At 69.2% G+C, this 21,361-nt stretch carries 20 protein-coding genes, 2 tRNA genes and 1 pseudogene; 14 read left to right on the forward strand and 9 right to left on the reverse strand.

The window, feature by feature from the left end; genetic code table 11:
* Positions 1 to 22: 22 nt before the first annotated feature.
* The 4 genes from lpxB to EV670_RS17600 are packed head-to-tail and all read left to right on the forward strand — an operon-like array spanning position 23 to position 3,229.
* Positions 23 to 1,153 (forward strand): lipid-A-disaccharide synthase, encoded by a 1,131-nt coding sequence (gene lpxB, locus EV670_RS17585; RefSeq protein ID WP_130434586.1) that lies wholly within the window; start codon positions 23 to 25, stop codon positions 1,151 to 1,153.
* Positions 1,146 to 1,787: a ribonuclease HII gene (rnhB, locus tag EV670_RS17590; protein WP_130434588.1), complete on the forward strand. Its 642-nt coding sequence runs from the start codon at positions 1,146 to 1,148 to the stop codon at positions 1,785 to 1,787. Before lpxB ends, rnhB begins: the two co-directional genes overlap by 8 nt.
* Positions 1,784 to 2,578, forward strand: a complete 795-nt coding sequence (locus EV670_RS17595; protein ID WP_130434590.1) for a TrmH family RNA methyltransferase — start codon at positions 1,784 to 1,786, stop codon at positions 2,576 to 2,578. The genes rnhB and EV670_RS17595 overlap by 4 nt, the downstream gene beginning before the upstream one ends.
* Before the next feature lie 3 nt (positions 2,579 to 2,581).
* The gene (locus EV670_RS17600; protein ID WP_130434592.1) at positions 2,582 to 3,229 is read left to right on the forward strand and encodes a hypothetical protein; all 648 of its coding nucleotides are present in this window, start codon (positions 2,582 to 2,584) and stop codon (positions 3,227 to 3,229) included.
* Here the strand turns inward: EV670_RS17600 and mnmC are convergent.
* The 4 genes from mnmC to earP all read right to left on the reverse strand — a co-directional run bounded on the left by mnmC (position 3,226) and on the right by earP (position 7,990).
* Complete coding sequence (gene mnmC, locus EV670_RS17605) at positions 3,226 to 5,214, reverse strand: bifunctional tRNA (5-methylaminomethyl-2-thiouridine)(34)-methyltransferase MnmC2/FAD-dependent 5-carboxymethylaminomethyl-2-thiouridine(34) oxidoreductase MnmC1 (RefSeq protein WP_130434594.1); 1,989 nt, start codon at positions 5,212 to 5,214, stop codon at positions 3,226 to 3,228. The two genes, EV670_RS17600 and mnmC, sit on opposite strands and share 4 nt — an antisense overlap.
* Positions 5,211 to 6,149: a heme-dependent oxidative N-demethylase subunit alpha family protein gene (locus EV670_RS17610; RefSeq protein ID WP_130434596.1), complete on the reverse strand. Its 939-nt coding sequence runs from the start codon at positions 6,147 to 6,149 to the stop codon at positions 5,211 to 5,213. Before EV670_RS17610 ends, mnmC begins: the two co-directional genes overlap by 4 nt.
* Before the next feature lie 67 nt (positions 6,150 to 6,216).
* Entirely contained in the window at positions 6,217 to 6,768 is a 552-nt protein-coding gene (gene efp / locus EV670_RS17615; RefSeq protein WP_130434598.1) for an elongation factor P, read from the reverse strand.
* Between the two features lie 103 nt (positions 6,769 to 6,871).
* Positions 6,872 to 7,990 (reverse strand): elongation factor P maturation arginine rhamnosyltransferase EarP, encoded by a 1,119-nt coding sequence (gene earP, locus EV670_RS17620; protein WP_130434600.1) that lies wholly within the window; start codon positions 7,988 to 7,990, stop codon positions 6,872 to 6,874.
* 61 nt (positions 7,991 to 8,051) lie between these two features.
* On the opposite strand from earP, the gene EV670_RS17625 reads away from it, so the two are divergent.
* From EV670_RS17625 to EV670_RS17665, 9 genes are all read left to right on the forward strand, one after another.
* Positions 8,052 to 8,543, forward strand: a complete 492-nt coding sequence (locus EV670_RS17625; RefSeq protein ID WP_130434602.1) for a DUF2214 domain-containing protein — start codon at positions 8,052 to 8,054, stop codon at positions 8,541 to 8,543.
* A 25-nt stretch (positions 8,544 to 8,568) separates the two neighbouring features.
* Positions 8,569 to 10,584, forward strand: a complete 2,016-nt coding sequence (gene uvrC / locus EV670_RS17630; protein ID WP_130434674.1) for an excinuclease ABC subunit UvrC — start codon at positions 8,569 to 8,571, stop codon at positions 10,582 to 10,584.
* Entirely contained in the window at positions 10,571 to 11,092 is a 522-nt protein-coding gene (locus EV670_RS17635) for a hypothetical protein (RefSeq protein WP_242617037.1), read from the forward strand. The genes uvrC and EV670_RS17635 overlap by 14 nt, the downstream gene beginning before the upstream one ends.
* Before the next feature lie 46 nt (positions 11,093 to 11,138).
* On the forward strand, positions 11,139 to 11,705 hold the full coding sequence (pgsA, locus tag EV670_RS17640; RefSeq protein ID WP_130434604.1) for a CDP-diacylglycerol--glycerol-3-phosphate 3-phosphatidyltransferase: 567 nt from the start codon (positions 11,139 to 11,141) through the stop codon (positions 11,703 to 11,705).
* A gap of 11 nt (positions 11,706 to 11,716) precedes the next feature.
* Positions 11,717 to 12,601 (forward strand): DMT family transporter, encoded by an 885-nt coding sequence (locus tag EV670_RS17645; protein WP_130434678.1) that lies wholly within the window; start codon positions 11,717 to 11,719, stop codon positions 12,599 to 12,601.
* Positions 12,602 to 12,851: 250 nt separating this feature from the next.
* Entirely contained in the window at positions 12,852 to 13,121 is a 270-nt protein-coding gene (locus EV670_RS17650; RefSeq protein ID WP_130434606.1) for an HU family DNA-binding protein, read from the forward strand.
* 40 nt (positions 13,122 to 13,161) lie between these two features.
* A tRNA-Val gene (locus EV670_RS17655) sits at positions 13,162 to 13,237 on the forward strand.
* A gap of 183 nt (positions 13,238 to 13,420) precedes the next feature.
* Positions 13,421 to 15,343, forward strand: a complete 1,923-nt coding sequence (locus tag EV670_RS17660) for a SurA N-terminal domain-containing protein (RefSeq protein WP_130434608.1) — start codon at positions 13,421 to 13,423, stop codon at positions 15,341 to 15,343.
* 65 nt (positions 15,344 to 15,408) lie between these two features.
* Positions 15,409 to 15,484: transfer RNA gene (locus tag EV670_RS17665), tRNA-His, on the forward strand.
* Between the two features lie 3 nt (positions 15,485 to 15,487).
* On the opposite strand, the pseudogene EV670_RS17670 reads toward EV670_RS17665, so the two are convergent.
* From EV670_RS17670 to EV670_RS17680, 3 genes and pseudogenes are all read right to left on the reverse strand, one after another.
* Positions 15,488 to 15,838: pseudogene (locus EV670_RS17670) on the reverse strand (site-specific integrase); the annotation flags it as partial.
* Positions 15,748 to 16,311 carry a metallophosphoesterase gene (locus EV670_RS17675; protein ID WP_130434610.1) on the reverse strand — a complete coding sequence of 188 codons (564 nt, stop codon included), beginning with the start codon at positions 16,309 to 16,311 and terminating at the stop codon, positions 15,748 to 15,750. The pseudogene EV670_RS17670 and the gene EV670_RS17675, both read right to left, overlap by 91 nt.
* A gap of 46 nt (positions 16,312 to 16,357) precedes the next feature.
* The gene (locus EV670_RS17680) at positions 16,358 to 16,747 is read right to left on the reverse strand and encodes a hypothetical protein (protein WP_130434612.1); all 390 of its coding nucleotides are present in this window, start codon (positions 16,745 to 16,747) and stop codon (positions 16,358 to 16,360) included.
* 435 nt (positions 16,748 to 17,182) lie between these two features.
* On the opposite strand from EV670_RS17680, the gene ggt reads away from it, so the two are divergent.
* On the forward strand, positions 17,183 to 18,907 hold the full coding sequence (gene ggt / locus EV670_RS17685; protein ID WP_130434614.1) for a gamma-glutamyltransferase: 1,725 nt from the start codon (positions 17,183 to 17,185) through the stop codon (positions 18,905 to 18,907).
* Positions 18,908 to 19,584: 677 nt separating this feature from the next.
* On the opposite strand, the gene EV670_RS17690 is transcribed toward ggt, so the two are convergent.
* Positions 19,585 to 20,079 (reverse strand): methyltransferase family protein, encoded by a 495-nt coding sequence (locus EV670_RS17690; protein WP_130434616.1) that lies wholly within the window; start codon positions 20,077 to 20,079, stop codon positions 19,585 to 19,587.
* A 338-nt stretch (positions 20,080 to 20,417) separates the two neighbouring features.
* Positions 20,418 to 21,116: a TetR/AcrR family transcriptional regulator gene (locus EV670_RS17695; protein ID WP_130434618.1), complete on the reverse strand. Its 699-nt coding sequence runs from the start codon at positions 21,114 to 21,116 to the stop codon at positions 20,418 to 20,420.
* Between the last annotated feature and the right edge of the window lie 245 nt (positions 21,117 to 21,361).

Consider the following 21,361-nt stretch of genomic DNA (forward strand, 5'->3'; position numbering starts at 1 on the left):
GCACGACGACCGCGACACCCGCATGAAGCTCGGACTGGTCGCCGGCGAAGCCTCGGGCGACCTGCTCGCCGGGTTGCTGCTGCAGGGCGTGAACGCGCGCTGGCCGCAGGCGCGGAGCGTCGGCATTGGCGGGCCACGCATGGTGGAGCAGGGCTTCGAGGCCTGGTGGCCGAGCGACCGGCTCGCGGTGCATGGCTACTCCGAGGTCATCAAGGTCTACTTCTCGCTGCTCAAGTTGCGGCGTGAGCTCGGCGACCGCCTGCTGGCCGAACGGCCAGCGGTCTTCGTCGGCGTCGATGCACCGGACTTCAACCTCGGCCTCGAGGCGCGCCTCAAGGCGCAGGGGCTCAAGACGGTGCACTTCGTTTGCCCGTCGATCTGGGCCTGGCGCGGCGGCCGCGTCCACAAGCTCGCGGCCTCGGCCGACCACGTGCTGTGCCTGTTTCCCTTCGAGCCGGCGCTGCTGGCCAAGGCCGACGTGCGCGCGAGCTACGTCGGCCATCCGCTGGCCGATGCGATCCCGCTCGAGGTGCCGCGGACGCATGCGCGTGCCGCGCTCGGCCTTGGCGAGCGCGATGTCGTGCTCGCCGTGCTGCCCGGCAGCCGCCGCGGCGAGGTCACCCACATCGCGCCCGACTTCCTGCGCGCCGCCGTGCGCCTCAAGGCCGCGCGGCCCGAGTTGCGCTGCCTGCTGCCGGTGGCGCCAGGGGTGCGCGCGCTGGTCGATGCGGCCGTCGTGGTGGCCGGCGCCCAGGCCGCGGTCGAACTGGTCGACGGACGCTCGCACGAGGTGCTGGCCGCCTGCGACGTGGCGCTGGTCGCCAGCGGCACCGCCACGCTCGAGACCGCCTTGTTCAAGCGGCCGATGGTGATCGGCTACCGCGTTGCCCCGTTGAGCTACCAGATCATGCGTCACATGCGCTACCAGCCGTGGATCGGCCTGCCGAACGTGCTGGCCGAATCCTTCGTCGTGCCCGAGTTCGTGCAAGAGGCGATGACGCCCGAGGCGCTGTCAAACGCCGTGCTGGCCTGGCTCGACGATCCGGCCGCCTGCGAGGTGGTGGCGCAGCGTTTCCTCGCGATGCACCACGAACTCCGGCGCGACACGGCCCGGGCCGCGACCGCGGCGATCGCGGAGGTGGCCGGTGCCTGAACGTCGCTCGACGCGCCCGCGGGCACCCGAACAGCTCGGCCTGGTCTGGGACGTGCCCGGCCTGATTGCCGGCGTCGACGAGGCCGGCCGCGGCCCGCTGGCCGGACCGGTGGTGGCGGCCGCGGTGATCCTCGATCCCGACCGGCCGATCAAGGGCCTCGGCGACTCCAAGGCGCTGTCGGCGCGCACCCGCGACCGGCTGTTCGACGAGATCCGCGCGCGCGCACTGTGCTGCAGCATTGCGGAGGCAACGGTGGACGAGATCGACCGCCACAACATCCTGCAGGCCACGCTGATCGCGATGCGGCGCGCGGTCGACGGCCTGCGCCTGCGCCCGGTCAAGGTGCTGGTCGACGGCAACCGGTTGCCGGTGCTGGCGGTGCCGGCCGAGGCGATCGTCAAGGGCGACGCCAAGGTGGCGGCGATCTCGGCCGCGTCGATCCTGGCCAAGGTCCATCGCGACCGGCTCTGCGCCACGCTGCACGACGAGTACCCTGATTACGGCTTCGCGGTCCACAAGGGCTACCCGACGCCCTCGCATCTGGCGGCGCTGCGCGCGCACGGCCCTTGCGCCGCGCATCGCCAGAGCTTCGGGCCGGTGCGGGAGTCGATGACGAACGAGGAGCGCGCATGACGACGCACGAACCGGCGCACATCAGCTCGCGCGACAACCCCTTGCTGCAACGGGTGCGCAAGCTGGCTGCCGATCCGGGCGCTTACCGCAAGGAAGGCCTGGTCTGGCTCGAGGGCGACCATCTGGTGCGCGCCGCGCTGGCGCGCGGGCGGCCGCTGGCCCACCTGCTGCTGAGCGAGTCGGCCTGGAACGATCCGGCGTTGCGTCACCTGGCGCTGCAGACCGGCGCTCGCGCCGTGATCGTCGACGATGCTCTGATGAAGAGCCTGTCGTCGCTGGAATCGGCGGCCCCTATCGGCGCGCTGCTGGCTTTGCCGGCCGAGCGCGAGCCGATCCGCGCCGGCATGGCGAGCGTGGTGCTCGACCGTCTGCAGGACGCCGGCAACGTCGGCAGCATCCTGCGCAGCGCCGCCGCGCTCGGCGTCGGCCAGGTCATCGCGCTGACGGGCACCGCGGCCCTGTGGTCGCCCAAGGTGGTGCGGGCCGGCATGGGCGCGCATTTCGCGCTGCACCTGGTCGAGCAGGCGAGCGAGGCGCAGCTCGACGAGCTCGGCGTACCGCTGGTCGCGACCAGCTCGCACGCCACGCTGAGCCTGGCCGAGACGCCACCGCTGCCGCAGCCTTGCGCCTTCGTCTTCGGCCACGAGGGCCGCGGCGTCGGTGCCGCGCTGCTGGCGCGCTGCGCGCAGACCCGGCGCATTCCGCAGCCGGGTGGCGAGGAGTCGCTCAACGTCGCGGCGGCGGCGGCGATCTGTCTCTACGAGCTGGCGCGCAGGCCGGCCGCCTCCTGAGCAATGCGGGTTCGCGGCCTCGAGCTGGCGCGCCGGTGGGTCCTGCCTTGGTGCCTCGTCGGTCTTGGCGGCGCGGCGCTCGCTCAGTCGGCGGTGCGGCAGGGCCCGCCGCCCCTGGTGCCGCCACCGCTGGTGGTCGTCGAGCCGGGGCCGGATTACCTGGCCTGGTGGCGCCGCGCCCGGATCCAGCCCAGCGGTACCCGCGTGCGCGGCCTGCCGATCGAGCGGCTGCAGCCCGAGTGGTGCGCGGCCGACGAACTGAGCCGCGAGCGCTTTCCGGACGGCGTGTTCATCGACGCCGGCGGGCGTGACCAGCTCAAGGCTGGCGACTACCGCTTCACGCTCGAAGGCCCGCAGATCGCCAAGGGGCGGCGACTGATCGCGCTGGTGGGCGTGTCGATGCGCTGCGACGGCGAACTTGGCCATTTCCTGGTCGTGCTCGACCCGACGCCGCGCGGGCTCAAGCTGCGCTTCCTGCAGGAGCGACCCTTCGACGGCTCGGCGCTGACGGTGCTGCAGCCGGTCAGCGAGGACGTGTTCCGCTGGCTCGCCTGCCTGGGTTGCCGCGACGGCCTGAGCATTCGCTGGGATGCCGAGCAGCGCCTGTTCAGGGCGCGTCCGCTGCGCCCGGCGGAGCCGGACGAAGACTAGGCGGATAGCTCCTGCGAGAGCCGCCGCGCCCGCAGCGCAAAGCGCGCCGGATCGAGCGCATCGCGCAGGTCGGCCTCGAGCGGGCAGGGCACGCCGCCGATCCACGAGGCGAGCAGTTCGGCACCGATCGCCGCCGTCGTCAGGCCGCGTGAACCGAGGCCGGTGAAGACGTAGAGGCCACGGGCCTCGTCGCGCCAGCGCGGCACCAGGCGCGCAGCGTCGGCGCGCGTGAGCGGTGCCAGCGCGGCCAGGTCCGGCAGCGCGCCGACCATCGGCAGTCGATCCGGCGCGACCGCGCGCCAGCCGACGCGTCCGATCGCCGCGTCGATGGTGCCGACTGACTCGGCCCCGATGCCGGCCAGTTGCGCGAGGCGATCGCGGTTGTAGACGTGATCGGCGGCGCGCAGCTCGGTCGCCGCGTCGTGGTGCTGGCTGGTCGCGCCGGCCCAGAGCCAGCCGTCGAGCGGCGGCAAGGTGTAGCCGGCGCCCGAGACCGCGCAGCGCGGGTTCGGCATGCCCGCTTGCCAACGCCAGGCGCTGACCTGGCCGCGCACCGCGGCCAGCGGTCCGAGCGCGGTGACGGCCGCGTCGCCGAGGCTGTGTCGCAGCAGCGGCGCCGCGGCCAGTGCGTTTGCCAGCACGACCACCGGCGCCGAGGCAATGGCAGCGCCGTCGGCATCGAAGGCCGTCCAGCCCTCGGTCGTTGGCGCCAGCCGCGCGACCTGAAGGTCGCCGATGAAGCGCGCGCCGCTGGCACGCAGCCAGGCTGCGGCAACCTCGCCCGGCGCCAGCCAGCCGCCCTCGGGGTAGTACCAGCCGCCGGTGGCGAGCGCGAGCCCGCTACGCGCGGACGCGGCGTAGCGCCCGAGCCAGCGCACGAACTCCACTGGCAGGCCGCTGGCGCCGAGCAGGCCGGCCGCGCCCGCATCGTCGAGCCGCGGCTCCAGGCGCAGGAAGCCATCGAGCGCGCCGTGCACCTCGCCGCTGGCGAGCAGCGGCGCCATCGCGCGTGCCATCCTCAGCGCGCCGGCGCGCAGCAGCCGCGCGTGCGGGCCGTCGTCGGCGTGCAGCGTCGCGTGCATCAGCCCGGCCGCGTTGCCCGAGGTCGATCGGGCCGGCGCCGACAGCGCATCAAGCACGGTGCAGTGCCAGCCAATGCGCGCCAACGCCGCCGCCGTCGCGCAGCCGGCCAGGCCGGCGCCGATGACCAGCGCCGCATGTTCGTGGCTCGGCGCCGGCAGCAGGCCACCGGGCGGGGGCGGTGACTGGAAATGCGGCGCGTACTCGGCCACCGTCATCTCCTGCTTGCCGGCGAAGCCAGGGGCCGATTCGACCCGGAAGCCGGCCGCCGCGAGCCCCTTGCGCAGGCGATGGGCCGCGCTCCAGGTCGCGACGGTGGCGCCCGGTGCGGCCAGCCGTGCCAGTCGCTCCATCATCCGCGGCTCCCACATCGCCGGATTGCGCGCCGGCGCGAAGCCGTCGAGATAGAAGGCATCGACCCGCGCCAGCACTTCGGGCAGCAGGGCCTCGACGTCACCGAAGCCGAGCATCAGGCGCAGCGCGCCGCCCTCGAAGTCGAGCAGGTGCAGGCCGGGCGTCAGCGGTGGCCAGGCGGCCACGAGTTGGCGGGCGAGTTCGGGCAGCTCCGAGTCGGCGAGCAGGCGCTGCAGGTCGGCGCGAGTTGGCGGATGCTTGTCGATCGAGACGAAGTGCAGCCGCGTGCTGCGACGAGGATCACGACGCCAGGCATCCCAGGTCGCGAGGAAGTTGTGGCCGAGACCGAAGCCGGTCTCGAGCAGCGTGAAGTCCGCGCGACCGGCCCAGCGCGGCGCCGGCCCGAGCAGGCGGTTGCCGCCGAGAAATACATGGCGCGCCTGCGCGAGCGCGCCGCCGGCCGCGTGATAGCGATCGCCGAAGCCGGCCGACCACGGCAGGCCGTCGGCGCCGATCTCGACGGAAGCGGCAACGACCGGCGCGGTCTTCATGCCGGCGCCGGCCCTGCGCGTGCCGCCAGCCAGGCCAGCAGCGGCGTGCGCACCTCGCCCAGCGCGCGGTACTCGAGCACCGCCGGGCTCATCGAGGCCACTGCATCGTGCAGCGCGCGTGCGCGCGCCGGCGTGTCGACGGCTTCCTGCAACGGCCGCACCGCGACATGGATCGTGAAGATCGCCTGCGTGCGCTCGGGCAGCGGGATGAAGCTCTGGTGCTCGCTGCGGAAATGGACGCCGCGGCCGAAGTCGGCCGGTTCCGGCCAGACGCCTGGCGCGCGGCGCTGCGGATGCTGGTCATGGCCGCCGTGCGGGCCGAGGGTCCAGACGAAGCGCTCCCAGCGCGGTTCGCGACAGACCATCGCGCTGAGCTGGCGTGCGGCATTGACGATCAGCGCGTTGTCGGCGACCGGCGCATGGACCTCTGCAAAGGAGCGGCCCACCTTGGTGGCCGGCGCCCAGTGCGAGGGCAGGCAAACCGCCATCCACGGCAGCGCGGCAGCGGCGCCGTCGACGATGGCGAAGTCCTCGTGCAGCGCCAGGCACAACAGGCCGGCGCGGCGCCAGGACGGCGGCAAGGCGGCCAGTACGCGGAGTGCTTCATCGTGAGCGCCGACCAGCGGATGCAGCGCGGCGTCGGCATCGAGCGCGATGGCCAGCGCCGGCGCCAGCAGTCGCGTGCCTTCCCGGCGCAGCGCCTGCGGGCATTGCTGCTGCGCCGTTGCAACCAGTGCATCGAGCGCCGGGCCGGCATCGAAGCCATCGGCCTGCAGCAGGGCATCGAAAGGATGCTCGCGCAGCACCGACAGCTTCTCGGCAAAGGCCGGATGCGCCGGTGCCAGCGCCGTCAGCTGCGGCGCGCCGGGCGCGATCCGGCGCAGGCCGGGCTGCATGCGAAATGGGGCCGTGACGGCGCTGTCGAAGTCGAACATCGGGGTTGGCAGGCAAGAAAAAGGGGCGCCAGCGGCGCCCCTCGATCGTGCACGATCCGTGCGGCGTTTAGACGCGCTTGCGGTACTCGTGGGTGCGGGTGTCGATCTCGATCTTGTCGCCGTTCTCGACGAACAGCGGCACCGGGATCTCGAAGCCGGTGGCCAGCTTGGCCGGCTTCATGACCTTGCCCGAGGTGTCGCCCTTGACGGCCGGCTCGGTCGTCACTTCGCGCACCACGCTGGTCGGCAGTTCGACCGAGATCGCCTTGCCGTCGTAGAACACGACCTCGACGCCCATGTTGTCTTCGAGGTAGCTGATGGCATCACCCATGTTCTCGGCCTCGACCTCGAACTGGTTGTAGTCGGTGTCCATGAACACGTACATCGGGTCGGCGAAGTAGGTGTAGGTGCACTCCTTCTTCTCCAGCACGATCTGGTCCATCTTGTCGTCGGCCTTGAAGACGACCTCGGTGCCGGTGGCGTTGAGCAGGCTCTTGAGCTTCATGCGCACGGTGGCCGAGTTGCGGCCGCCGCGGCTGTATTCGGTCTTCAGCACGACCATCGGGGCGGTGCCGTGCATGATCACGTTGCCGGCGCGGATTTCTTGAGCAATCTTCATCTTCAGGCCTTTCAGATCCCGTTCGCGCCGTGCGCACTTTGCTGTGCCCACTGGATGCGCGCTGATCGCGATCCGTCAGGCGGCTCGCGCAAAGCCTTGGATTCTACCTTTTGGCAACCGCGAAAGCGTAGAGGCGGCTGCCGAGGTCGCCCAGCGAGACCTGCTGCGCGGCCAGGCGCTTGGCAGCGTCGGCCGCCAGGGCGCGGCCGGCGGGCTCGAACAGCGCGTCGCTGGTGGCGGCCGGTGCGCCCGGGTCGTTCCAGTGGCGCCAGGCCACGCGCAATCGCGCATCGGCCGTGGCGCCGAAGTGCAGATCGAAGAAGGCGTCCAGCTTGGCGAGGTGGGCGCCATCGTGCTGCGGGTAGATCTGCCAGACCAGCGGCCGCGCCGCCCACAGCGCGCGCACCAGCGAGTCTTCGCCGCGCACCAGGTTGAGGTCGCAGGACCACAGCAGGCGGTCGTAGTCGGGTTGCGGCAGCCAGGGCAGTGCGCAGAGCTCGAGCGGGCCGCGCCTGGCGCGTCGGCCTGGCTCGAGCGGTGCGCCGAGCCAGGCGATCGCCTGGCGCGTGGCATGGCCGGGCGTGAGGTAGAGCGTGGTCGTTGGCGCCCCTTCGGCGCTCCAGGCGTCGAGCCAGCCGGCCAGCGCCGGCTGCTCGTAGCAGAACAGGCTGACGCGGCGCGAACCCGGCAGCGCCGCCAGCCCTCGCTCGCCGAGCCAGGCCTGCGCATCGTGCGCCGCACGCGCCTCGGGCAGCCCGTCCTCGAGCAGCAGGCCGCCGGTGTCCGGCGTGAAGCCCGGATAGAAGAACCACTTCAACAGCCCGCGCGCCGGACCGCCCTGCTGCGGCGAGGCCAGGCCGTGGCTGCGAGCGACGTAAGGCTCGGCGCTCAGGTACTCGAGGTTGATCCAGACCGGCGGCCGCTCCCGAGCCGCCATCGCCGCCACGAAACCGGCCGGCGGGTCGCAGCCGAAGGCCTCGACGACCACGTCGCCGGCCACCTCGTGCGGAAGCGGCTCGCGCCAGCGCTCGACCGTCACGCCAGGCTCGGCGGTCGGCGCCATCCACACGAGCGCCGAGTCATCGTCGATCCACAGGCGCACTGAGGCGGCGCCGAGTGCGATCAGGCGACGCGCGAGTCGCCAGCAGACGCCGAGGTCGCCGTGGTTGTCGACCACGCGGCAGAAGAGGTCCCAGCGCAGCGGCGCCTGGCGTGAATTCATCGAGCGATTATCGAAGCCGGCCGGCGCGGCGCACCCGGCCGGCGCGCCACAATGCCGGCTGATGAGCCCGAGCGTCCTGTCGCTGCCCCTGTTGGCCACCGCCGTCGAGCAATGGCCGCTGGCGGTGTTGCTGCGCGAGTCGCGCTGGCTCTATCCGCTGGTCAGCGCGCTGCACATCAGCGGCATCGCGGCGCTGTTCGGCAGCCTGCTGGTGCTCGACCTGCGCCTGCTCGGGCTGCACCGCAACGTGCCGTTGACGGCGATCGCGCGCTGCGCCTGGCCCGTGGCCGTCGCGGGCCTGGCGCTGGCGCTGGTGACCGGGCCGCTGCTGCTGATCACCAAGCCGACCGAATACATCGCCAACCCCGCACTGGCGATCAAGTTCGTGCTGATCGCGCTGGCCTTTGCCAACGTGGCCTTCTTCCACGCCCGATTCCCCGGCGTGCTGCGCGGGCTGCGGCCGGTGAGCCTCGGCGTGCGCATCAGCGCCGCCGCCTCGCTGCTGCTGTGGTGGTGCGTGATGCTGGCCGGGCGCGCGATCGCCTTCCTCTGAGCCGGCGATGAGACCCGAGGAACCCATGATCGAGTCGCCGGCCGCCGCCGAAGCGCCGCCGGTCAACGAGCACTGGCAACGCCTGCTGGCCGAGGTCGCGGCGCTGCCGGGCCAGCCCGGCGTCTACCGCTACTTCGACGCCCAGGGTGGCGTGCTGTACGTCGGCAAGGCGCGCCATCTCAAGCGGCGCGTCTCGAGCTACTTCCAGCGCAACCACGACGGCACCCGCATCGGCCAGATGGTCAGCCGCATCGCGCGCATGGAGACCACGGTGGTGCGCAGCGAGGCCGAGGCGCTGCTGCTCGAGAACAACCTGATCAAGACGTTGAACCCGAAGTTCAACATCCTGTTCCGCGACGACAAGAGCTACCCGTACCTCAAGATCACCGGCACCGCTGGCATCGGAGGCAGCGCTTCCTCGACCTACCCGCGCATGGCCTACTACCGCGGCGCGGTCGACAAGAAGCATCGCTACTTCGGGCCGTTCCCGAGCGCCTGGGCGGTGAAGGAGTCGATCCAGCTGCTGCAGAAGGTGTTCCGGCTGCGCACCTGCGAGGACACGGTGTTCAACCACCGCACGCGGCCCTGCCTGCTCTACCAGATCAAGCGCTGCTCGGGGCCTTGCGTCGGGCTCGTCGATGCCGAGGGCTACGCGCGCGACGTGGCCAACGCCGAGGCCTTCCTGCGCGGCGACAGCGAGGAACTGCTGGCCGCACTGCAGCAGCGCATGCTGGCGCACGCCGAGAGGCTCGAGTTCGAGCAGGCGGCCGAGTTGCGCAACCAGATCGGCGCGCTGTCGCGCGTGCTGCACCAGCAGACGATGGAGAGCAACGCCGGCGGCGCCTTCGACAAGGACGCCGACATCCTGGCCGTGGTGGTGCAGGGCGGCCGCGCCTGCGTCAACCTGGCGATGGTGCGCGGCGGTCGCCACCTCGGCGATCGACCGTACTTTCCTGCGCATGTGGTCGAGGCCGCGACGCTGGTGGAGGGCGGGGCCGAGGCCGTTAGCGAGACCGTTAGCGAGGCGCTCAGCAGCGAGGAGGCCGACGAGCGCGAGCTGCACCAGCCGATCGAGTTGCAGGTGCTCGAGGCCTTCATCGGCCAGCATTACCTCGACGCCGCGGTGCCGCCGTTGCTGATCAGCAGCCACCCGGTCGCGCCGGCGCTGCTCGAGGCACTGAGCGAACAGGCCGGGCTCAAGGTGCGCAACTTGGTCCAGCCGCGCGAGGAGCATCGCCACTGGCTCGACATGGCGCAACGTGGCGCCCAGCTCAAGCTGGCCCAGTTGCTGGCCGAGGAGGGCTCGCAGCAGGCGCGCACACGGGCGCTGGTCGATGCGCTCGACTTGGCCGTAGAGAACCTCGATACCTTCCGTATCGAGTGTTTCGACATCAGCCACACGGCCGGCGAGGCGACGCAGGCATCGTGCGTGGTGTTCGAGAACCACAAGATGCAATCGGCCCAGTACCGCCGCTACAACATCGATGGCATCACCCCTGGCGACGACTACGCGGCGATGCGCCAGGTGCTGACGCGCCGCTATTCGAAGCTGGCCGAGGCCGCCGCCAACGGCGGTGGCTCGGGGCGTGAGCGGCTGCCCGGGCTGGTCCTGGTCGATGGCGGTCGCGGGCAGGTCAGCATGGCGCGCGAGGTCTTCGAGGAACTCGGGCTCGACCTCGGGCTGATCGTCGGCGTCGAGAAGGGCGAAGGCCGCAAGGTCGGGCTCGAGGAACTGGTCTTTGCCGACGGCCGCCAGAAGATCTGGCTCGGCCACGACTCAGCGGCGCTGATGCTGGTGGCGCAGATCCGCGACGAGGCGCATCGCTTTGCGATCACCGGCATGCGCGCCAAGCGGGCGAGCGTGCGGGTCGGCGGCGGCCGGCTCGAGGAGATTCCCGGCGTCGGTCCGAAGAAGAGGGCCCGGCTGCTGCAGCGCTTTGGCGGCGTGCGCGGGGTGGGAGCGGCCAGCGTGGACGACCTGGCCACGGTCGAAGGCATTTCAAAAGAACTAGCGGAGGAGATCTATCGTGCGCTTCATTGAACGAACTAGCACTCGTGCTGCCGCGCTGACGGCGTCCGCCGCCCTGCTGGCCGGCGTGCTGACGAGCGGCTGCGCGCCGACCCAGGCGCCTGCGCCCCAACCGGCCCCGGCTCCCGCGCCGGCGCGGCCGGCCGCGCTGCCCGACACCGGCGCGCGCTGGATGGCGCCGGCGACGCCGAAGTCCCTGAGCGAGCTGCGCGCGCTGGCGGCCATGCGCATCCGCGCCGCCAATGCCGATCGCCACTACGACGGCACGGTGCCGGACATGCTGCTCGGCATTCCGGTGCTCGAGGTCGAGCTCAACGCCGACGGCAGCGTGCGTCGCATCGACGTGCTGCGCAAGCCGAGCAACCCGCAGGCGCAGGACACCATCAAGCTGGCGTCGGATGCGGTGCGCCGCGGCGCGCCCTACGGCGACGTGTCCAAGCTGCCGCGGCCCTGGAAGTTCACCGAGACCTTCCTCTTCACCGAGGATCGCAAGTTCAAGTTGCGCACGCTGGACCAGTGATCCGGGCATGCCGGGCCGGGGCCGCATCGGCAGGCACAATGGCCCCATGTTCTTCACGCTGCCGAACCTGCTGACCTGGGCCCGAATCGTCGCGATTCCGCTGATCGTCGGCGTGTTCTACCTGCCGATCGAGCCGGCCCTGCAGAACCTGCTGGCCACCGTGCTGTTCATCGTCGTCGCCATGACCGACTGGGCCGACGGCTACCTTGCGCGCAGACTCAAGCAGACCTCGTCCTTCGGCGCCTTCCTCGATCCGGTGGCCGACAAGTTCCTGGTCTGCGCCGCACTGCTGGTGCTGGTGCACCTGGGACGGCTGCATGCGCTGATCGCGCTGGTCATCATCGGTCGCGAGATCGCGATCTCCTCGCTGCGCGAATGGATGGCGCAGATCGGCGCGTCGTCGAGCGTCGCGGTGCACATGGTCGGCAAGCTCAAGACCATGGTGCAGATGGTGGCGATCCCGTTCCTGCTCTACGACGCCAAGCTCTTCGGGCTGATCGACACCCACCTGTGGGGCACGGTGCTGATCCTGCTGGCGGCGCTGCTGACGATCTGGTCGATGGTCTATTACCTGCAGAAGGCGCTGCCGGAGATCCGCGCCAGAGCCCGTTGAACCACGCCACCATGGCCGAGCGGCCGAGCCGCTGGCTCGCTTCGATGCCGGCGCTGTTCGTGCTGATCTGGAGCACCGGCTTCGTGGTCGCGCGCTACGGCATGCCGCATGCGCCGCCCTTCAAGTTTCTGGCGCTGCGCTTTGCGCTGTCGATCGCCTGCTTCGCGCTGTGGATGCTGCTGGCGCGCGTGCGCCTGCCGAGCGACCGGGCGCAACTCGGCCACCTCGCGGTGACCGGCGTCCTGATGCATGCCGGCTACCTGGGCGGCGTCTGGGCCGCGGTCAAGCTCGGTATCGGCGCCGGCACGGTGGCGCTGCTGGTCGGGCTGCAGCCCTTGCTGACCGCGGTCTGGCTCAGCGCCAGCCTGGGTGTCGGCGCGGTGCGCCCGCGCCAGTGGGCCGGGCTGGCCTGCGGCGTGGCGGGCCTGCTGCTGGTGGTCGGGCCTCGCCTCGGTGCGGGCGAGGTCAACGCGGCCAACCTCGGGCTGGCCCTGCTGGCGCTGCTGTCGATCAGCGCCGGCACGCTGTACCAGAAGCACTACCTGCACGCGTGCGATGTTCGCGCGGCGAGCCTGGTGCAACTGCTCGCCGCACTGGTCGTGATGCTGCCGCTGGCGTGGCTGGAGCAGGAGCCGATGCACTGGCATCCGGAACTGGTGGGCGCGCTGGCCTGGTCGGTGCTGGTGCTGACGCTTGGCGGCAGTTCGCTGCTCTACATGCTGATCCAGCGCGGCGCCGCCACCGAGGTGACGAGCCTGCTGTACCTGGTGCCGCCATGCACCGCGCTGATGGCATGGGCGCTGTTCGGCGAGTCGCTCGGACCGCTGGTTCTGGCCGGCCTCGCGCTGAGCGCGACCGGCGTGGCGCTGGTCGTGCGGGGTGCATCGACACGTTGAAGTGAGCGCCGTGTGTCATGTGTCACGAGCGGTGAAAGCGAACGCTCGGCTCGTGTTGTCAAGCGTGGAATTCACGTGGCGTGGTGCCCCGGCGCACGGCATCCGCGGGCATAGAATCCGCTTCCGCTTCGAGGTCGCGCAGTGATTGCTCCGAGTGCGGAAACCAGCAGTCCCGCCCGCTCGCATTCGCGTGACCGCTTTGTCGAGACCGCTCGAACCCGAACCGATACCATTTTTGAGGGGCCCCTACGTGAACAAGACTGATCTGATCGAACACATTGCCAAGGAAGCCGACATCTCCAAGGCCGCGGCCGGCCGCGCGCTGGAGGCGCTGATTGGTGGTGTGACCAAGACGCTCAAGAAGGGCGACAGCGTCTCGCTGGTCGGTTTCGGCACCTTTGCCGTGACCAAGCGCGCCGCTCGTACCGGCCGCAATCCGCGCACCGGTGCCACGATCAAGATCAAGGCGGCCAAGGTGCCCAAGTTCCGTCCGGGCAAGGCGCTCAAGGAAGCGCTCTGATCTTCTTGCGCGACTCTCGGGTACACATGGCACGTGGCGCGGGCGCTTAGCTCAGTTGGTAGAGCGGCTGCCTTACACGCAGTAGGTCGGGGGTTCGAGCCCCTCAGCGCCCACCACCGTCGCCGCACCCGCAGATCGCGCGTCGCTGCAGCCGGCCGATAGAATCACTGCCTTGCGGCGCTTGCCGCAAGCGCGCCGGCCCAGCAAGGCAACCCTACAAGGCGAACCCTGGTTCGCCTTTGTCGCATCTGGGTTGGTCGCTTCTGCCGTTTCGGCCCCCTGTCGTTTCGAGGCCCTCGATGTTTGATTTCGTTCGATCGCACAACAAGATCTTCATGTTCGTCCTGATGGTGCTGATCGTGCCGTCGTTCGTGTTCTTCGGCATCCAGGGCTACACCGGCTTCACCGAGGGCCGCCAGTCCGTTGCCAAGGTCGACGGCCAGTCGATCACGCAGGCCGAATGGGACGCGGCGCACCGCAACCAGGCCGAGCGGGTGCGCGCCCAGTCGCCGGGTCTCGACATGAAGCTGTTCGATACCCCGCAGATGAAGCAGCGCACGCTCGACGAGCTGGTGCGCGAGCGGGTCATGCTGGTCGCGTCCAACAAGCTACACCTCGGCGCCAGCGACGAGCGCATCGCGCGCCTGTTCCAGGACGACCCGCAGTTCGCCGTGCTGCGCAAGCCCGACGGCACCATCAACAAGGACCTGATCCAGGCCCAGGGCATGAGCGTGGCCCAGTTCGAGCAGCGCCTGCGCCAGGACATCGGCGTGCGCCAGGTGATGCTCGGCGTGGCCGGCACGCCCTTCGTGCCCGAGGCCAGCGTGGGTACCGCGCTCGACGCGCTGTTGCAGCGGCGCGAGGTGCGCGTGGCACGCTTCGATCCGACCAGCTTCGCGGCCCGGGTCCAGCCCACCGACGAGGAGCTCAAGGCCTTCTACGAGGACCCGGCCAACGCCCGCGCCTTCGAGGCCGCCGAGCAGGCCAGCGTCGAGTACGTGCTGCTCGACATCGACTCGATCAAGGGCGGCATCAACGTCAGCGACGAAGAGCTGCGCAGCTACTACCAGCAGAACGCGGCGCGCTTCATGGCGGCCGAGGAGCGGCGCGCCAGCCACATCCTGATCGCGGCCGACAAGTCCAAGCCGGCCGCCGAGCGCGACCAGGCGCGCGCCAAGGCCGAGAGCCTGCTCGCCGAGCTGAAGACCGACCCGAAGCGCTTTGCCGAGCTGGCCAAGACGAACTCCAACGATCCCGGCTCCGCGCAAAAGGGCGGCGACCTCGACTGGTTCGGCCGCGGCGCGATGGTCAAGCCCTTCGAGGATGCGGTGTTCGCGCTGAAGAAGGGCGAGATCTCGGGCGTGGTCGAGAGCGACTTCGGTTTCCACATCATCCAGCTCGCCGACGTGCGCGGCGGCGAGAAGAAGCCCTTCGAGGCGGTGCAGGCCGAGATCCGTGCCGAGGTCGCGCAGCAACTCGCGCAGCGCAAGTTCGCCGAGAGCGCCGAGACCTTCAGCAACCTGGTCTACGAACAGTCCGACAGTCTCAAGCCGGTGGCCGACAAGCTGGGCCTGCAGATCCGCACCGCCGCCGGCGTGCGCCGCAGCCCGGCGCCCGATGCGCAGGGCGCGCTGGCCAACCCGAAGTTCATCGAGGCGTTGTTCGGCGCCGAGACGCTCAAGAACAAGCGCAACACCGAGGCGCTCGAGATCGCGCCGAACCAGCTGGTGGCGGGCCGCGTGACGCAGTACGAACCGGCGCGCAAGCGCCCGTTCGACGAAGTCAGGGACCAGGCCCGCACGCTGCTGGTGGCGCAGCGCGCCGCTGCGCTGGCGCGCAAGGAAGGCGAAGCCAGGCTGGCCGAGTGGAAGCAGGGCGGCGACGCCGCCGCGCTCGACGCTCCGCTGGTGGTTTCGCGCCAGCAGACCGCCGGCCTGCCGCGCGCGCTGATCGACGCGGTGCTGCGTGCGCCGAGTCAGGCGCTGCCGGCCTGGGTCGGCGTCGATCTGGGCGCCGGTGGCTACTCGGTGGCGCGCATCGACAAGGTGCTGCCGCGTGACGCGACCGGCATCGACCCCAAGCAGGCGCGCGGACAACTGACGCAAGCCTGGGCCCAGGCCGAGGCGCTTGGCTACTACGAGGCCCTCAAGCAGCGCTACAAGGTCAAGATCGAGGCCAAGCCGCCGGTCGACCCGGCCGCTGCCGGCGGCGCGTCGAACTGATCGACATGGCGGCGGCGCGGCCCGAAAAGGGCCGCGTCCTCCGCTATACTCTCGCCTCTTCAGCGGTGGCTGTAGCTCAGTTGGTAGAGTCCCAGATTGTGATTCTGGTCGTCGTGGGTTCGAGTCCCATCAGCCACCCCACCTCTACGCCCCGGACAAGGGGCGTTTTTCATGGCGCCGGGGAAGAACCAGGGAAGAATCGGGGCCGATGGCGTTTTCCAGCTTCGCCATTTCCGCCGCATCGCCCGCCCCAGGGAGCCACTTCGCGTAGGTGCCCAGGAACACCTCGACGCTGTGCCCCATCTGGCCGGCGCAGAAGGCCGGCGCCATCCCGGCCATCAGCATCATCGTCGCGTAGGTGTGGCGCATGTTGTAGGGCCGCCGGTAGCGGATGCCCAGGCGCTTCAAGGTCGGGGTCCAGTGGCTGCGCCGAAACGCCCGCTCCTCGACCCACGGCTCGCCGTAGCGCGGATCGAGCCAGACGTGCCTGCCGGCCAGCGTGTGGTCATCAGATCCACATGCGGCTGATGCCACCAAGCGTGGACAACGCGAATTCCGCCCAGGTCCAACGCCGGCGGCAGGGTTCGGAACCAGCCAATCAGCTCCAGGTGCAATGCCGAACCTTCTCCAACCTGCTGCAGGAACTCGGCATGCTGAGTGCGGTTCTTGGCGCTGTGACGGCGCAGGAAGGCGCCAGACTCACCACGACGCTCGGTGACGAAGCCGATCGCATTGAACTCGTGGTTGCCCATGACGCATTGCGCATCGCCGGCCTCAACCATCGCGCGCACGGTGCGCACCACGGGGATCTGCTGCGGCCCCCGGTCGACGAGATCGCCGAGGAAGATGGCTTGACGGCCGGTCGGCGGGATCCAGCGCTCACCGCGCCTCGAGTAACCGAGGCGCGCAAGCAATGCGTCGAGCTTGGCCGCGTGACCGTGGATGTCGCCGATCAGGTCATAGCCCATTGCGGTCCTTTGCCTCGTGATGAATCGACTGGTGGCGCAAGGCCGTTCAATGCTTGCCGAAGAAGAACAGCCAGTCTTCGATGTCGAGTTGCATGCGTGCCTGCGGATTGGCCAGGAGCGCCTGGAGCCATCCGTCGTACTGCTGGATCAAGTCGCTGTGGTGCGAGAGCTTGGACAGGCACTCGTCGAGCCGGTCGCGCAAGTCGTTGCGCACCACCACCTTGGCACCTCGCTCCCAGTCGGCAGACTTCGGACTACGGTAGCCGAGGGCAAGCTTTTCGTCGATCTCCAGGCCCTCGGACCGGATCGTGGTCATCGTCTCGTCTTTGCTCTGCTTCCAGAACTCGAGCCGCTCGTGGTGAAACGCGAGCTTCTTGCTGGCGGCCTCGGCCAGCGTGCCGGCGGCGTAGTCGAAGGCCCATTCCTTGCGCATCATCTTCTCTCTCCCCAAAGCGGGCGGGATGCCCATGTCTTGAGCATCGTCGGTCTGGGGCTCGCAGAGTGAGCCATCGATGGCTGCCGGCAGCCGGCGGTGTCACAAAGAGCCGGTCGTGAGCGTTCAGCCGTCGTTCACTGAGGGCTGTCCGGGCGTCCAATCAATCAAGGCCGGCCGGACAGCTTCGATTGCCGTGCGCTTAGCCTGAAGGGCGGCTTCCGGGCGCGGCCGGGAATTGGCGCTCACGGCCATAGGCCGACGACCAGAGCCCCCTTGGCTAATGCCTGCTCCAGGCTGGGTGCGGCCGGTCAGGTTCGGCGGTCGAACGACTGCAGTCGCTCAGCTGGGGCGGGGTGTATATGCTGCAACGTTCTGCCCACAAGGCGATCTGCTCCACAGTTCGGTTCTTGACAACGATCCACTGGAGACAGAACCATGTCCAGCCAAGCTCATCGTCGGACACTGCTGGCGGCTGCGCTCACGTTTGCACTGTCCATCGCCCAGGCCGCTTCGCAGGCACCCGTCGCGGCGGAAAACGGCATGGTCGTCAGTGCGCAGCACCTGGCCACCAAAGTCGGCGTCGACGTGCTCAAGGATGGTGGGAACGCGGTCGACGCGGCGGTGGCAGTCGGTTATGCGCTGGCCGTTGTCTATCCTGCGGCCGGCAATCTCGGCGGCGGCGGCTTCATGACGATCCAGCTCGCCGACGGGCGCAAGACCTTCCTCGATTTCCGCGAGAAGGCCCCGCTGGCCTCCACCGCCAACATGTTCCTCGACAAGGACGGCAACGTCATCAAGGGTGCGAGCACCACCGGACACCTGGCCGTCGGCGTGCCCGGCACGGTGTCGGGCTTGGAGATGGCGCTGGCTAAGTACGGTACGCAAAAGCGCGCGACGCTGATGGCGCCCGCCATCAAGTACGCGCAGGATGGCTTCGTGCTCGAACAGGGCGACGTCGACATGCTGCACACCGCGACCGAGGACTTCAAGAAAGACGCGGCCACCGGCGCCATCTTCCTGAGCAAGGGCGAGCCGTTCGCACCCGGCCAGAAGCTCATCCAGAAAGACCTCGCCACGACGCTGAAGGTCATCAGCGACAAGGGCGAGGACGGCTTCTACAAGGGCGCGGTCGGCGCGGCGATCGCCGCATCCAGCCAGGCCGGCAAGGGCATCCTCACTCAGGCCGACCTCGACCAATACAAGACCCGCGAGCTCAAGCCGGTGGAGTGCAACTACCGCGGCTACGGCATCGTGTCCGCGCCGCCGCCGAGTTCGGGCGGCGTGATCATCTGCGAGATCCTGAACGTGCTGGAAGGCTATCCGCTGAAGGACCTCGGCTTCCGCTCGGCGCAGGCCGTGCACTACCAGATCGAGGCGATGCGCCACGCCTACGTCGATCGCAACAGTTACCTCGGCGACCCGGACTTCATCGACAACCCGCTCGATCGTCTGCTCTCGAAGGATTACGCCGCGAAACTGCGCGCCGTGATCGATCCGAACAGAGCTGGTGTGTCCAAGGACATCAAGCCTGGCGTCGCGCCGCACGAAGGCAGCAACACGACGCACTACTCCATCGTCGACAAATGGGGCAACGCGGTGTCGGTGACCTACACGCTGAACGATTGGTTCGGCGCGAAGGTGACCGCGGCCAAGACCGGCGTGATCCTGAACAACGAGATGGACGACTTCACCGCGAAAATCGGCGTGCCCAATCTGTACGGCCTGGTGCAGGGTGAGGCGAACGCGATCGCCCCGGGCAAGCGCCCGCTCAGCTCGATGAGCCCGACCATCGTCACCAAGGACGGCAAGCCTGTGATGGTTGTCGGCACGCCGGGCGGCAGCCGCATCATCACCGCGGTGCTGCACACCATCATCAACTTGATCGACTACGGAATGAACGCGCAGGAGGCGGTCGACGCGCCCAAGTTCCACCAGCAATGGCTGCCCGAGATCACCAACGTAGAGGCATTTGCTCTCAGCCCAGATACGCGCAAGATCCTCGAAGGCATGGGGCACAAGCTTGGCAACCCCCAACCGGCGAACCACCTGGCGGTGATCCTCGTCGGCGCGCCGTCGCTGGGTGGCCAGCCCGTGGGTAACAACCGATTCTACGGAGCGAACGATCCGCGCCGCAATTCGGGGCTGGCCCTCGGGTACTGAGCCGCGAATGTCTACGCAGGCGCGCCTCGGTCTGGCCGTGCTGCCGAGCACGGTGCTGGGGTGTCCCAGTGGCCGTTGCCGCCTTCTGCCCAGCCAGTCAGCGGCGATCTGAGCCTTGTGGAACGTCCGTTCACGGAGTCGCGCGAACGGCAGGTTTGCGGCTCTGCGGTCAGGCACGTCAGGTTCGGTTCGGATGCGTGAGTTCGGCGCCGTGAGCAGCGGCCATTGACAGGCCGTGGATGGTGCTGGGGGCGGCCCAGCGCCGACTTGCTATGTCAGCAGCACCTTGGATGCCGGGCGTTGGCGCCGCTGCAAGCTGAGTGGCTCAATGACCGCAATGGACCCGAGATTCAACCAGGGCAAGAGCGGACACCGGTGAGATGACCATGTGACGCTCCCGCCACGCCGCACGCTCAGTCGAAATGGACTCGGTCGTCAGTTGCGATGAGCGAGATGGGCACAGAGCGGCATCTAAGCACGGTGTGCATCCAACATCGCAACGAGCTGTGACTGATCAACGCAAACCAACCAGCTCGCCATGATGCGAACGGCAACGCTTGACTGCGAGGGCCAGACTTGGCGCGTTGCCTTCGGCTTGCTTCACCACCTCGTAGAGTCTCGGATAGTGGTAGCGGCTGCGATGCTGGACGACGACGCGCACGCAGCGTTCTTGCCACCTACCCGCGCCATGGGGTGATGCGCGGTAACCATCGCCTCACGTTCGCCCGGTAGCGCTTGTACTCGTCGCCGAACTGCTCGCCCAGCGCAGGTTCTTCCTGGGCGACAACGACCAAAAAGAATCCGGCCCACACGATCGCGCCGTACCCCAGCACCGTGACGCTCCCGAACAGGAGGCCCTGGCCGGCGATCAACGCCGTGACTGCGACGTATATCGGATTACGGACGTAGCGATAGAACCCGGTGACGACGAGGCGCTTGGGAGGCATCACGGGCGCCGGTGTGCCGAGGCCCTGCAGCGCGAAGCGCGCGAACGAATCGAGCAAGATGGGCAACCCGGCGACGATCAGGGCGGTGCCGAGCACGCGCGCGATCGGGAATAGCGGAGGCGCGAAGTGCCAGTGCGTGAGGTACCAAGGGACGTACACGGCGAGCGTGCCCGGAGCGATGACCAGGAAGATCGCTGAACCGATGATCGCGGCGGCGCGCTGCACGATGGGAGCTTACAACCTCGTAGACGTCTGGCGCGGCTCAGTCAACAAGGGCCGTCGTCGGACTATTACGGTTGACCTGCCGTGGAGAACGAAGCTGAGACGTCTGGTTCAGTCCTCCGGCTCGACTGGCCGCTCCTGGCTGTGAGCGTCACTCACCGATGGCCGCGGAAAGCCGCCATTCGTCAGCCAGGCCGTCATGCCGAAGCGCAGCTCACTGCGCGCCGGCGACCTCACGCTGCCGACCACTCGCTTCCCTCAACCGAGAAGAAGCATCCGGCCAGGCGACCCAGTGCGATCTCGGTTGAGCGGCGAATACCTGTGGCGAGTTCCGTTCCGGCTCAGGAACGAGATGCCGCCTCGGTACCGTCGGCACCATCAACCAGACACCGCTCGACCATCAGCAATGCCTGGGCTACGCAGGCCGAACGCAACACGGCGCGCTCGCTCCACGGGTAGCGTCTGTTGAGCAGCGCAGCCTGCAGGTAGCCCAGTTGGGCAATGAACACGAGGTCTTCCGCGATCTTCAGGTGAGTGACGCCCGCCCCAAGGTCGGCGGCAAACTCGCTCGTAACGCGTCGGAAGAGACTTCTCAGTTCGACAAAGATGCTCGCCTGATCCGCACCGGGGTTTTCGGAATGGTGGGCCGCGTGCTGCGTCAGGAAGACGAGGCGGTATTCGTCGGGATGAGACTCGTAGTAGAGGAGGAAGGCGTCGATGTACGCCCTCAGCCGAGCCCGCGCCCCGACCCGCGCGGCGATGGCTCGGGACACGGCCTCGTGGAGATCCTTGAGCACGTGCTGCCATAGCGCGCTCAGAAGCTCTGCCTTGTCGGCGAAGTAGTGGTACGGCGTCATCGCAGAGATGCTCAGCCGTGCCGACAGGCCGCGCATGGACACCGCGTCGAGTCCGCCCTCGGAAAATAGGGTCAAGGCCGTTTCGGTCAGCGCCGCGCGCATTCGCTGAGCGTCTTCCACGTTGCCGCGCCTCACGCGAGGCAAGGTCATCGGCTTCTTGGCGCGGGCAGTCTTGGTCACCATCTGTGCACAGAGTCTATGGCGGGCTGACTTCGATCCGGCGCCGCCCGGCACTCCAGAACAACTTGCGCGTAGACATACACATCGCCGCCTTGTGCGTGGTGGGCCATGCGGCACCTGACCGAGTCACGGCAGCGTCCTTCTGGCGCCACTGTCGAAGACGTCCCTTCGCGGCGCGCAGCAGCGCCGCCTTCGCGCGCGAGGTGCCGAACAGCCCAAAGCCGACCAAACCACCCGCGCTGAGACCT

The sequence above is a fragment of the Rivibacter subsaxonicus genome (assembly GCF_004217215.1).
Taxonomy (GTDB): domain Bacteria; phylum Pseudomonadota; class Gammaproteobacteria; order Burkholderiales; family Burkholderiaceae_C; genus Rivibacter; species Rivibacter subsaxonicus.